Raw genomic sequence first — 12,084 nt, forward strand, 5'->3', positions numbered from 1 at the left:
CATCCTATTAAGCTAATGAGCGTTCTTGAGCGTTAAGCACAGAGTAGTTACACAGGGTAAGTGTCAGATATGGAGGCGAGCGATAAAATTGAAAGGGTACCGGCTTAGCTACGCTCTGCACTATGCAAACTTAGTTTCAGCCGGTAACGAATTTATAGGTTGTTAATTTCGCGATTTAATTGATATTGAGCAGACGTTACATAAGTTTCAATTTGTCTTAAGCGTACTTCGTTTTTTTCAAAACGTTGTTTAATGTCAGCGAATGCTTGTTTAGGGGGCTCCCCTGACTGCCATACTTTAGATTTTACTTTAACTTTTTCTTCTTCATCGTCATTCGAATTCTGCCAACCTTTACCACTTGTTTGCCAGCCCTTGCCACTCGAAGTAGCACTAAACGACTGGCGACGAGTACTTTTGTTGTTTCCCGCGCCGTGACGGGTTGATTTTTTTTCTAAAATAAACCAAGCCGCAACATAACTAACAACGACAAACGTACCTGCGGTTAAAAAGAAAGCTGATACGACTAATATGCGCACCAACCATAATTCAATGCCAAAATATTCTGCTACCCCAGCACACACCCCAGATATTTTACCTTTGTCAGGGTCACGCGTTAGTTCTCCTCGTGTATTCATACCTTGTTTCTCCACTGGGGTGCCTCAGCATCAAGGATAGATTCTAACGTGTGGATCCTATCTGCCATTTTCTCAGCTCGGTCAGCTAACCCTTGAAGGGTCGCATATTCTTCATCAGACAATCCCTGGCTAATCTGTTTTTTACTGCGGTAATGCAAAATTAGCCAAATCGGGGCGACAATCACCATAAAAATGATGATTGGCGCAATAATTATCCCAATGATATCTTCCACAGCCTTTCTCCTTTAATCGATATTAGTCTTGGCTTTTCGCTTCATTCGTTTGTTTTTTAACTTTTTTCTTCAATGCAGCAAGTGCATCGTCGATTTCGTCATCCGCAGCTAAATCGGCAAACTCATCAGCTAACGTCTTTTTGCCAAGATCATATGCATCAACTTGAGATTCTAGATCATCAATTTTACGTTCGTACTGCTCAAAACGCCCCATTGCGGCATCAACTTTGCCATCATTCAACGTACGTTTAATATCTAAACGAGAGCTCACTGTTTTCTGACGCATAATAATGGTTTTTTGACGCGCCTTTGCATCCGCGAGTTTATCTTGTAATTGCGTTACTTCACTTTGCAATTTACTGATTTGCTCATCCACGGCTGCGAGTTCAGCGTTAAGTGTCACAGCATACTCGTCACACTTTTTCTTTTCTTGAAGCGCCGCGCGGGCTAAGTCTTCACGATCTTTATTAATCGCAAGCTCTGCCTTACTTTGCCAATCTCGGCCTTCGCTTTGCATCTTATTTATTTGCGCGCTAATTTCCTTTTTATTTGCGATAGTTTTCGCAGAAGCTGAACGTACTTCAACTAATGTATCTTCCATTTCTTGAATAATTAGACGCACCATTTTTTCAGGATCTTCCGCCTTATCTAAAATGGCGTTGATATTTGAGTTCACTATGTCTGTGAAACGAGAGAATATACCCATAGTCTTTACCTCTATATAATGTCAGCTAATGGTGAACAACTAGCATGTGCTGGAAGCTCGTCTTGATTAGTATTATTCAATAAACAGGCCAACTTAGTGTATTAACTAAACATCTGATTTTAAACAAATATTAATTTACTCTCGGGTAACTGAGATCTACAATTATAATTACATACACCACAAGTTAGTCGATTACACCACTTTTTGAGGATATTGATGAACCGCTACCGCCAACAAGATAATTTGTTAGGACAATCCAATAGTTTCCTCGAAGTGTTGGAGCAAATATCGCAAATTGCACCGCTCAATAAACCCGTGTTGATCATTGGTGAGCGCGGAACAGGTAAAGAAGGAGTGGCGGCTCGGCTACACTTTCTATCAAAACGCTGGGATCAAACCTACTCAAAACTTAACTGTGCAGCATTAAGTGAAAGCTTGCTGGAAAGCGAACTATTCGGTTACGAAGCTGGCGCATTTACTGGTGCAGCGAAAAGGCGAGAAGGACGATTTGAAGCTGCAGATAATGGCACACTATTCTTAGATGAATTGGCTAACACCTCAGGATTGATACAAGAAAAACTGTTACGTGTTATCGAGTATGGTGAATTTGAGCGCGTAGGCGGCTCAAAAAGTGTCAAAGTCGATATTCGGCTAATCGCAGCCACCAACGAAGACTTACCCGGCCTTGCCCAGTCAGGTGAATTTAGAGCTGACTTACTTGACCGCTTAGCATTTGACGTTATTACCTTGCCACCACTTAGGGAGCGTAAAGACGACATCATGATGCTTGCAGAACATTTTGCTATCAATATGGCCCGCGAGCTAGAGATGGAAGTATTCAGTGGCTTCACAGAAAAAGCCAAGCGTACCTTGCTTGAATATGAATGGCCGGGCAATATTCGAGAACTGAAAAATGTGGTTGAGCGCGCCGTTTACCGCGCAAATAATCCAGATATTCCGGTGCACAACATTGTGCTTGATCCCTTTGAATCGATATATCGCCCTGCCACTAGAATGCGTACCAGCGATCGAATCAAAAACCAAGATACCGCTATTCCATCGACTTTACCGAACGCACCAGAAACACCTACGCCAGTGATTGAGCCAAATGTACAAGGTCCAACCAGTACCCAAAGCGTTCAATTTCCCGTCGATTTAAAAGAGCTGTCTCAAAACTTTGAAATTGATTTAATTAAACAAGCCCTCGCGGATAGTCAATATAATCAAAAGAAAACAGCAGAGCGGCTATCCCTGACGTATCATCAGCTACGAGGTTATTTGAAGAAATATAACTTACTTGATACGCCACCAGAAGACAGAGAATAAACTGTATGCTTGTTTCTCAGCGACATGCTTCGTGTTTCATCCCAGTTACTGTTATTTTAACAGTGATGCTCACATTGATGGGCTGTAGTCCTGAAAATACTCACTATCAACAGCCAAATGGCATAATTTATTGTTCAGAGGGCAACCCAGCAAGTTTTAACCCACAACTAGATACCTCTGGTACGACCGTTGATGTGTCGTCCCATCAAATTTACGATCGCCTTTTAGATTTTGACTTGATCACGGGTGAAATTATTCCAGGCCTCGCCAGCAGTTGGATAACCAGTACTGACGGTTTAACGTATACCTTTCAATTACGCAAAAACATCGTTTTTCACAGTACATCCTACTTTGCTCCTACGCGCACCTTCGATGCCGATGACGTCATTTTCAGCTTCAATCGATGGCGAGATAAAAACCATCCCTACCATGAGGTATCGGGCGGACGCTATCCCTATATCAACAGCGTAGGGTTGGGCGATCTTATTAGCGATATTAAACGCATAAATCGCTATCGTGTTGAAATAACCCTTGTACGCCCTGAAAGCTCTTTTTTAGCTAATTTAGCCACCGACTTTTCCATTATTCTATCCGCAGAGTACGCGGACCAATTGGCTAAAGCTGACACACCTGAACTCATAGATACACACCCCATAGGAACAGGGCCGTTTAAATTCAATAGCTTCCGACAAGACAGATATGTTCGCTTTGATGCCCATCCACTCTATTGGCGTGAGCGCAGCACGACAGAGCAGCTCATTTTTGATATTACTCCTTCTAGCTCATTACGCTTGGCAAAATTAATGACAGGTGAATGTGACTCCATGGCGTTTCCGACGCACAGCCAATTAGACATTATTCGAAAACGCAAAGAACTCACGTTAGACGAGAAACCGGGGTTGAATGTGGGCTTTTGGGCATTTAATACAGCGAAAGCACCTTTTGGTAATCCTGAAGTACGCCGCGCACTTGCTATGGCTATTGATAAAAATGCGTTGATGGAAGCAATCTACTTCGGCAGTGCAATTCCAGCCACTTCTATTATTCCTCCTTCTTCATGGGCGTTTCAGCCAGATACTCGCTCGTCAACTTATAACCCGTTAGGAGCCGCTAAATTACTGCGTGAAAATGGTGTCGAAGAAGGATTTAGTATGACGATATGGGCGATGCCAGTTGAGCGAGCGTATAATCCGAACGCCATGAAAATGGCTGAATTGATGCAACGCTATTTGCGCGATGTGGGGATTGACGCCAATATCGTTAGTTATGAGTGGTCCACCTTTCGCGCTCGCTTAAACCAAGGGTTACATGATTCAGTGTTAATTGGCTGGTCTGCAGATAACGGCGACCCAGATAACTTTTTCAGACCGTTACTTACCTGCTCTGCGATCGATTCCGGTACAAACCGTGCGCGCTGGTGCTCTAAGGAATACGACAAACTCATTGATCAAGCGCTCACCTACACTAATCAAGAAGATCGTGCTTACTTCTACAGCAAAGCCATCGAAATGATAAACGATGAAATGCCGCTTATGCCAATTGCCCACGCTTTTCGTTATCAAGCTTATCGCGATGATCTCACAGGGATCGAGATAAACCCGTATGGCGGGATCCAGTTTAGAAACGTGAGTAAGCCGTAATGCTGAAAATTATCCTACGTCATGCCAGCTTACTTATTTTGACTCTGTTTGTGTTGAGTTTCTTTTCTTTTTCATTAGCGTATTTGTTCCCTGGCGATCCGTTAGTCAATTTGACTGGCATTCGAGGCAGTTCAGAGCAAGAGTATGCGTTGTTGGCAGAACAATACGCGATGCACTCGTCATTTATCGTTCAGTACTGGCAATACGTAATGCACCTTTTTTCCGGAAACTGGGGGCTAAGTTTTAGCTCCGGCCTGCCGCTGGCAGAAGAAATTAGCCGTTCGTTAGCGGCCAGTGTTGAACTTAGCGCTTATGCCCTTATCTTTTCGTTTTTGATTGGTTTGCCTCTAGGTTTTTTATCTGGGCTTCGCCATCATAAGTTTACCGATTTCACATTGCTTACCGCGAGCGTTATTGGTTACTCAATCCCTGTATTTTGGGCTGCATTGATTGCGATTTTGATTTTCTCGATACAGCTTGGTTGGTTCCCCCTTTCGGGCAGAATTAGCTTACTTTATGACGTTCCATTTGAAACAGGTTTTATCTTAATCGATATTTTATTAAGCGATTTGCCAGACAAAGAGTTTGCTTTCCAAGACGCACTGCGCCATTTAGTTCTACCCAGTGTGTCGATTGCTATCGTTACCTGTACCATAGTGCTTCGTATTACGCGCCGTTCGATAGTAGAAGTGATGAGCAGTGAGTATATCCAAGCCGCTTATGCGAGAGGCCTAAGCCCGCGACAAGTATTTTTGCGCCACGGAGTAAAAAATGCACTTATTCCTATTTTGCCACTATTAGTTATGCAATTTACCACCCTGCTGACCAACGCTATGATCGTCGAAACAATTTTCTCTTGGCCCGGTATCGGCAATGGCCTTATTCAAGCGATTTACCAACGTGACTTTCCCGCAATTCGCGCTGGTATGTTAGCTGTATCTGCCTTGGTGCTCACTTTTACCATCACGATAGATATGGTCATTCAAATATTCGACCCTGCGGGCAGAAGGCCAGAAAATGCCACGTCTTAATCTATATCAAGAAGAGTATTACCCTTCCCCTATACAAAATACGTGGAAAGAGTTTAAAGAGAACCATGCAGCACTGCTCAGTTTGTACTGTGTTATCTTCTTTATTTTCCTTATGATTTTTGGCCCGTTTTTGGCGCCATATGATCCGCTACAGCAAAATATTGACTTACTTTTGGTGCCGCCAGCATGGGATAACAATGGTGATATTAGCTATCTATTTGGTACGGATGGTTTAGGCCGAGATATGCTATCGCGCATCATCTACGGGTGTAGGATGACGTTTGGGATCAGTTTAGTGCTGGTGATAATATCCATGCTAGTAGGGGTGGCCCTAGGCGCAATGGCTGGTATGAGCAAAGGCCTGCGTTCAAGTGTTGTGAATCATTTACTTGATTCCATCATGGCTATCCCTACCCTGTTGATTGCGATTATTATTATCGCTATTGTGGGAACAGGTCTAGTCAACAGTATGTGGGCTATCTCGCTAGCACTGATACCACAATTTATTCACCAGACGCGCGATATTGTGCGCCAAAAAATGAAGAAAGAATATGTACTGGCCGCTCAACTTGACGGTGCTGGTAAAATACATATTTTCTTTAATTCTATACTTCCTAATATGGCTGAAATGCTTGTCGTTCAAGTCACCTTGGCTTTATCAGTTGCTATCCTTGATATTAGTGCTCTTGGCTTTTTAAACTTAGGGGCGCAAGCACCATCGCCAGAATTAGGCGCCTTATTATCAGAGGGCTTAACCACCGCTTATGTTGCCCCGTGGAACATTGCACTACCAGGAGCTGCTATTTTCTTTATGATGATGTCAATTAACTTAGTAGGTGACGGGTTGCGCTCTGCCTTACGCTACAGGTTATTACGCTAATGAGCTTATTGGATATTAAAAACCTAACCCTGGAGATTGATTCTCAAAGCGGCTGGATCAAAGCGTTAGACAAAATAAATCTCGTCATTAATGAAGGGCAAATTCACGCACTTGTAGGTGAATCAGGCTCAGGTAAAAGCATTATCGTTAAGGCGATTGTTGGTGCTATTTCAGACCGTTGGCGTATTACCGCTGACCGTATGACCTGGCGCGGACAAGACCTGCTCACCATGTCCGTGCGAGAGCGGCGTAAAATTATTCGTTCTGATATCTCAGTTATTTTTCAAAACCCAAAAAGCTCACTCGACCCTATCGTGCCCTTAGGCGATCAATTAAAAGAGGTGATTCTGGCTACACGCTTAGAAAAAGGCATGTTCTGGAACCGCGCTAAAGCGCGTAAAAAATACGCTTCTGAACTCCTGCACAGAGTGGGTATTAAGGATCATGAAGTCTACATGCGTAGCTTGCCTCATCAAATACCGAATGATGTGTGCCAGAAATTCATGATTGCCATGGCGCTTGCGTCGCAGCCTAAATTAGTGATTGCCGATGACCCAACGCGTGGGATGGAAATTACCGATAAAAGCCAAATTTTGAAGTTGTTAAGTCGGGTGAACAAAGTACGCAAACTGAGTATTCTTTTTGTGAGCCACGACTTATTGGCTATATCCAGTATGGCTGACCATATGACGGTACTGTATTGCGGCCAAACGGTTGAAAGTGGGCGTATGTCACAACTTCGCAAGCGCGCATTACATCCATATACCAAAGCCCTGTTAGAAAGCGCTCCGAGCTTTCGTACTGATTTACCCCCCAAATCACCACTGAGTTCTTTAGGTGGCACCATACCAACCTTTCAACATTTGCCGATTGGTTGCCGCTTAGGCCCGCGCTGCCCCAGAGCGCGCAAAGAGTGCGTGAAAGTGCCAGAAGTGCGGCGCATTCACGAACATACCTATAGCTGTCATTTTCCGTTGCATCGAGATCAAAAGTGAACGATTTACTCTCAGTTGAAAATTTAAGGTTCGATAATTGTCATGGAAAGCGCTGGCAAAACAAGGGCTCAAAATTTACGCTCGGCCCAATCAATTTCAGTATTCAAGCGGGCGAGACATTAGCCATTGTTGGGGCAAATGGCTCAGGTAAATCTCTACTTGCGAAATTATTAGTCGGGCTTGAACAACCAGACAGCGGTTCCATTTATCTGAATGAACGTAAATTGGAACATTACGACAATAAGCACCGAGTGCTAAATATTCGCATGGTGTTCCAAAACAGCAATGAATCACTCAACCCAGGGATCACTCTAGGCTCAATTTTAGAAGAACCGCTAAAGCTTAACACTCGTCTTGACAATCAAGCCCGCATAGCAAAAGTAGAGCAAACCTTAAAATTGGTGGGCTTACTGCCAGAACACCGTTTTTTTTATCGCCATATGCTGTCTGACGGGCAGCGACAGCGGGTCGCGCTTGCCCGTGCCATAATACTTAATCCGCAAGTGATTGTAGCCGACGAGCCTTTTGCTGCGCTCGACCCATCAGTGCGCTCCCAAACGGTTAATCTACTGATGGAATTGCAGCGTGAGCTAGGACTGGGCTTTATTTTCATTTCACATAACTTGGGCATAGTACGCCATATCAGCGATAAAATTTTAGTCATGAAGCAAGGAAAGGTAGTGGAATCTGGCAAAACAGATGTGATTTTCCACTGGCCAAAAGACGAGTACACCAAAAAGTTGGTGCACGCTCATCAAGCGCTTATAAACGGCCAGAGTTAACAAGCTAATGAAAAAAGGCTTAGAATGTATAATCCCAAGCCCTTTTCTTATGATTTCGGTTTATAGCTGCGTTTAACCGACCAACGCTAACAATATACCTGCGGCAACCGCCGAGCCAAGTACCCCAGCAACATTCGGCCCCATGGCATGCATAAGCAAGAAGTTGTGTGGATTGGTTTCTAAACCAACCTTATTCACAACCCGCGCTGCCATCGGTACAGCCGACACACCTGCTGCGCCAATCAATGGGTTAATTTTCTCTTTAGAAAATTTACCCAAAACTTTAGCCATCAAAATACCTGCGGCCGTACCCATTGAAAACGCTATTGCGCCCAACCCCAAAATACCTAAGGTCTCTATGGTGAGAAACTTATCCGCGGATAATTTCGAGCCAACGGCTAAGCCTAGGAATATGGTCACTATGTTGATCAATTCGTTCTGAGCAGTATTGCTTAAACGGTCAACCACCCCAGACTCCTTCATCAAGTTGCCTAAACAAAACATACCCACCAGTGGTGTAGCAGAAGGCAAAAACAAAATCGTCATTAACAGTACAGCTAACGGGAAGATGATTTTTTCACGTTTTGAAACCACCCTAAGTTGAGCCATTTTGATGTTACGTTCTTCTTCATTGGTCAACAAACGCATGATTGGCGGCTGAATGATCGGCACCAATGCCATATAGGAATAGGCAGCAACTGCGATTGCACCAAGCAATTCTGGGGCAAGTTTAGAGGCCAGAAATATTGCTGTCGGCCCGTCAGCGCCTCCAATAATGGCGATAGCTGACGCATCTTTTAAGGTAAATTCAAAGCCAGGCACCAAATTTAAGGCGATAGCGCCGAATAGGGTCCCGAATATACCAAACTGAGCAGCAGCTCCTAGAAATAACATCCTAGGGTTGGCGATCAACGCACTAAAATCGGTCATCGCACCGACACCCATAAAGATGAGTAGCGGAAAAACGCCCGTTTCAATACCGACATAGTATATGTAGTAAAGCAGACCACCTGGTTCACTAAACCCAGCTAAAGGAATGTTGGTTAGAATGGCACCAAAGCCAATAGGCACTAGCAGTAAGGGTTCAAACTTCTTTACGATTGCTAAAAATAATAACAAACACCCCACTGCCATCATAATAATTTGGCCCATCTCAAAATGGGCTAGCGAGGTACTTTGCCAAAGTAAGGCGAGTTTATCCATAAATGTTCCCTTACCCCAACGTCAACATCGTTTGCCCAGACTGCACCGCATCGCCTTCCTTGACCAAGATATCAAGGATAGTACCGCTGGCCGTTGAGCGTATCTCTGTCTCCATTTTCATGGCTTCCATAATGACAATGACGTCACCTTCACTGATCGTATCACCTGGGCGAACAAGTAATTTAAACACATTCCCAGCAAGCGGGGCTGCTACCTCTTCACTGCCAGCAGATGAAACAGGAGCAGGAGCTGCAGTTTGTGCACTTGTGCCATTATCTGCAACTTGTATGTCAGTTAACGCGCCACCTGGTGCAACCTCTACTGCGTATACTTTGCCATCAACACGCACAGAATAAGATTCTGTTGCTTTAGCAGCACCTGAGTTTTGTGCAGGCAAGCTAGTTGCTTCTTCACCTGTAGGTACAGGTTCAAATGCATCTGGATTGTTGCGATTTTTAAGAAACTTTAAACCGATTTGCGGGAACAGTGCGTAGGTCAACACATCATCAATTGCGTTGTCTGCCAATGTAATACCTTGCTCTTTAGCCTGAGTTAACAAATCGTTTTCTAAGGTGGCTAATTCATCGTCTATCAAATCGGCGGGGCGACACGTAATGGCTTCTTTTCCATCCAGTACCCGCGCTTGTAACTCACTGTTAACGGGTGCTGCGGTCGCCCCGTATTCACCTTTTAACACCCCTGCGGTTTCTTTAGTGATACTCTTGTAACGCTCGCCAGTTAAAACGTTAAGTACTGACTGAGTTCCAACAATTTGTGATGTGGGGGTCACAAGAGGAATAAAACCAAGATCTTCTCGTACTCTAGGGATTTCTTTCAGTACTTCGTCTAGTTTATCTTGAGCTCCTTGCTCGACAAGCTGAGATTCCATGTTGGTCAACATGCCCCCTGGTACTTGCGCCAGTAAAATACGCGCATCAACTCCTTTTAAGCTGCCTTCAAACTTCGCATATTTTTTACGTACGTCTCTAAAGTAAGCGGCAATTTCAGCCAACAAAGGTAAATCGAGTCCAGTGTCTCTGGGTGTATCTTCAACAATTGCCACCATGGTTTCTGTAGCACTATGACCGTAGGTCATACTCATGGACGAAATAGACGTATCAAGAATATCGATTCCTGCGTCAATCGCTTTCTGATAGGTTGCAGTGCTTAGACCGGTAGTAGCATGACACTGCATAGCGATTGGCACGCTCACGGTCTCTTTAAGACGCGTTATCAGCTCTTCACATACATAAGGTTTAAGCAAACCCGCCATGTCCTTAATGCAAATTGAATGTACGCCTAAATCTTCTAACTGCTTTGCCATATCTAGCCACAAAGACAAAGAGTGAACTGGGCTAACTGTGTATGAAATAGTGCCTTGGGCATGTGCGCCTACTTTAATCGCGGCCCCAACAGCTGTTTTTAAGTTACGGATGTCATTCATCGCATCAAAGATGCGAAATACATCAACTCCGCTTGTGTGCGCGCGCTCTACAAACTTTTCAACGACGTCGTCAGCATAGTGGCGGTAACCTAACAAGTTTTGTCCGCGCAAGAGCATTTGCTGCTTAGTATTAGGCATCGCTTGCTTTAGTCGACGAATACGCTCCCAAGGATCTTCACCTAAATAACGTATACAGGAGTCAAACGTCGCACCACCCCAAGTTTCTAGTGACCAGTATCCAACTTGATCGAGCTTGGCTGCAATAGGCAGCATATCTTCAATGCGCATACGTGTCGCAAGTAATGATTGGTGTGCGTCACGCAGCACTACGTCCGTGATGGCTAATGGTTTTGACATCTTGGCTTCCTATTTATCAAAAAGTAAAAAATTAATGTTGGCGGCGATATTGGTCGACAGCCGCTGTAATGGCTGCAACTACTGGCGCTGATATACCTGACTGATTAGCGGCAGGTGGGGCTCGGCGACTAGGTTGTACTGCAGAAGTCAATTCCTCTTCAGGGAATTTAGCGCAAACCCAGGCAATAAAATTGACAGCACCAATTAACAACGTCAGAAACAGAAAAACCACCGACATACCCACTAAAAGGAGCATGCCAGCTTCAAGTAATAACGACATCACATCAGGTTGCATAGTTAGTATTTCTCCGATAGCTGACAAAACGACCCGATAAGTACCATGCGCACTGAAATAACACAACTTTTACACGCTTTTTAAAAAGAATAAAAAATAAGAATTAATTCACTTTTATTGCATTATTACCCAAAAAACAGCAATTAATGCTAAGCAACGAAGGAGTTATAGGTATATATCAACATAAAAACCTTTCGTCGTGGAAGATTTATATGCAGTAATTTAGGCAAAAAAAAACCCACTATCAATAGTGGGTTTTTGTATTGGTGCGCATGGAAGGATTCGAACCTCCGACCGCCTGGTTCGTAGCCAGGTACTCTATCCAGCTGAGCTACATGCGCAAAAACGGGACAATTCAATATTAGACTAATATATTAAACTTAATAATGGTGCGCATGGAAGGATTCGAACCTCCGACCGCCTGGTTCGTAGCCAGGTACTCTATCCAGCTGAGCTACATGCGCAAAATCGTTACGAATAAAACATCTTAGGCACTCTACCCTGTTTTATTCAAGCTTAATTCCTTTAGTCTAAGCTTCTTAATAATCTTATGATTA

General features: G+C 43.9%; 12 protein-coding genes and 2 tRNA genes. 6 read left to right on the plus strand and 8 right to left on the minus strand.

The features are described from left to right. Window positions 1-152: 152 nt before the first annotated feature. Genes pspC through pspA form a run of 3 tightly spaced genes read right to left on the minus strand, consistent with a single transcriptional unit; the run spans window position 153 to window position 1,574 of the window. On the minus strand, window positions 153-635 hold the full coding sequence (gene pspC, locus GCHA_RS15535) for an envelope stress response membrane protein PspC (RefSeq protein ID WP_007989892.1): 483 nt from the start codon (window positions 633-635) through the stop codon (window positions 153-155). Next, window positions 632-868 carry an envelope stress response membrane protein PspB gene (gene pspB, locus GCHA_RS15540; protein ID WP_006993677.1) on the minus strand — a complete coding sequence of 79 codons (237 nt, stop codon included), beginning with the start codon at window positions 866-868 and terminating at the stop codon, window positions 632-634. The genes pspC and pspB overlap by 4 nt, the downstream gene beginning before the upstream one ends. Before the next feature lie 22 nt (window positions 869-890). Then, complete coding sequence (gene pspA / locus GCHA_RS15545) at window positions 891-1,574, minus strand: phage shock protein PspA (RefSeq protein ID WP_007989895.1); 684 nt, start codon at window positions 1,572-1,574, stop codon at window positions 891-893. A gap of 216 nt (window positions 1,575-1,790) precedes the next feature. Between pspA and pspF the strand changes: the two genes are divergently transcribed. The 6 genes from pspF to GCHA_RS15575 are packed head-to-tail and all read left to right on the plus strand — an operon-like array spanning window position 1,791 to window position 8,228. After that, window positions 1,791-2,900: a phage shock protein operon transcriptional activator gene (pspF, locus tag GCHA_RS15550; RefSeq protein WP_007989897.1), complete on the plus strand. Its 1,110-nt coding sequence runs from the start codon at window positions 1,791-1,793 to the stop codon at window positions 2,898-2,900. Window positions 2,901-2,905: 5 nt separating this feature from the next. Beyond that, window positions 2,906-4,540 carry an ABC transporter substrate-binding protein gene (locus tag GCHA_RS15555; RefSeq protein WP_007989898.1) on the plus strand — a complete coding sequence of 545 codons (1,635 nt, stop codon included), beginning with the start codon at window positions 2,906-2,908 and terminating at the stop codon, window positions 4,538-4,540. After that, window positions 4,540-5,571 carry an ABC transporter permease gene (locus tag GCHA_RS15560; RefSeq protein WP_007989900.1) on the plus strand — a complete coding sequence of 344 codons (1,032 nt, stop codon included), beginning with the start codon at window positions 4,540-4,542 and terminating at the stop codon, window positions 5,569-5,571. Before GCHA_RS15555 ends, GCHA_RS15560 begins: the two co-directional genes overlap by 1 nt. Beyond that, on the plus strand, window positions 5,558-6,451 hold the full coding sequence (locus GCHA_RS15565) for an ABC transporter permease subunit (protein ID WP_007989902.1): 894 nt from the start codon (window positions 5,558-5,560) through the stop codon (window positions 6,449-6,451). Before GCHA_RS15560 ends, GCHA_RS15565 begins: the two co-directional genes overlap by 14 nt. Further along, window positions 6,451-7,446: a peptide ABC transporter ATP-binding protein gene (locus GCHA_RS15570; RefSeq protein ID WP_007989905.1), complete on the plus strand. Its 996-nt coding sequence runs from the start codon at window positions 6,451-6,453 to the stop codon at window positions 7,444-7,446. Before GCHA_RS15565 ends, GCHA_RS15570 begins: the two co-directional genes overlap by 1 nt. Further along, on the plus strand, window positions 7,443-8,228 hold the full coding sequence (locus GCHA_RS15575) for a peptide ABC transporter ATP-binding protein (protein ID WP_007989906.1): 786 nt from the start codon (window positions 7,443-7,445) through the stop codon (window positions 8,226-8,228). The genes GCHA_RS15570 and GCHA_RS15575 overlap by 4 nt, the downstream gene beginning before the upstream one ends. Window positions 8,229-8,300: 72 nt before the next feature. On the opposite strand, the gene GCHA_RS15580 is transcribed toward GCHA_RS15575, so the two are convergent. From GCHA_RS15580 to GCHA_RS15600, 5 genes are all read right to left on the minus strand, one after another. Continuing rightward, window positions 8,301-9,431, minus strand: a complete 1,131-nt coding sequence (locus GCHA_RS15580) for a sodium ion-translocating decarboxylase subunit beta (RefSeq protein ID WP_007989909.1) — start codon at window positions 9,429-9,431, stop codon at window positions 8,301-8,303. Window positions 9,432-9,441: 10 nt separating this feature from the next. Next, window positions 9,442-11,232, minus strand: a complete 1,791-nt coding sequence (oadA, locus tag GCHA_RS15585; RefSeq protein ID WP_007989911.1) for a sodium-extruding oxaloacetate decarboxylase subunit alpha — start codon at window positions 11,230-11,232, stop codon at window positions 9,442-9,444. Window positions 11,233-11,263: 31 nt separating this feature from the next. After that, window positions 11,264-11,527, minus strand: a complete 264-nt coding sequence (locus GCHA_RS15590) for an OadG family protein (protein ID WP_007989913.1) — start codon at window positions 11,525-11,527, stop codon at window positions 11,264-11,266. Between the two features lie 264 nt (window positions 11,528-11,791). Further along, window positions 11,792-11,868, minus strand: a tRNA-Arg gene (locus GCHA_RS15595). A gap of 46 nt (window positions 11,869-11,914) precedes the next feature. Continuing rightward, a tRNA-Arg gene (locus GCHA_RS15600) sits at window positions 11,915-11,991 on the minus strand. Window positions 11,992-12,084 lie beyond the last annotated feature (93 nt).

It is taken from the genome of Paraglaciecola chathamensis S18K6 (assembly GCA_000314955.1).
GTDB classification, from domain to species: domain Bacteria; phylum Pseudomonadota; class Gammaproteobacteria; order Enterobacterales; family Alteromonadaceae; genus Paraglaciecola; species Paraglaciecola chathamensis.

Bases quoted from the DNA above. Each gene is read 5' to 3' on its own strand.
- pspC (WP_007989892.1), bottom strand. From the start codon at position 635: ATGAATACACGAGGAGAACTAACGCGTGACCCTGACAAAGGTAAAATA.
- pspA (WP_007989895.1), bottom strand. From the start codon at position 1,574: ATGGGTATATTCTCTCGTTTCACAGACATAGTGAACTCAAATATCAAC.
- pspF (WP_007989897.1), top strand. From the start codon at position 1,791: ATGAACCGCTACCGCCAACAAGATAATTTGTTAGGACAATCCAATAGT.
- GCHA_RS15555 (WP_007989898.1), top strand. From the start codon at position 2,906: ATGCTTGTTTCTCAGCGACATGCTTCGTGTTTCATCCCAGTTACTGTT.
- GCHA_RS15560 (WP_007989900.1), top strand. From the start codon at position 4,540: ATGCTGAAAATTATCCTACGTCATGCCAGCTTACTTATTTTGACTCTG.
- GCHA_RS15565 (WP_007989902.1), top strand. From the start codon at position 5,558: ATGCCACGTCTTAATCTATATCAAGAAGAGTATTACCCTTCCCCTATA.
- GCHA_RS15570 (WP_007989905.1), top strand. From the start codon at position 6,451: ATGAGCTTATTGGATATTAAAAACCTAACCCTGGAGATTGATTCTCAA.
- GCHA_RS15580 (WP_007989909.1), bottom strand. From the start codon at position 9,431: ATGGATAAACTCGCCTTACTTTGGCAAAGTACCTCGCTAGCCCATTTT.
- oadA (WP_007989911.1), bottom strand. From the start codon at position 11,232: ATGTCAAAACCATTAGCCATCACGGACGTAGTGCTGCGTGACGCACAC.
- GCHA_RS15590 (WP_007989913.1), bottom strand. From the start codon at position 11,527: ATGCAACCTGATGTGATGTCGTTATTACTTGAAGCTGGCATGCTCCTT.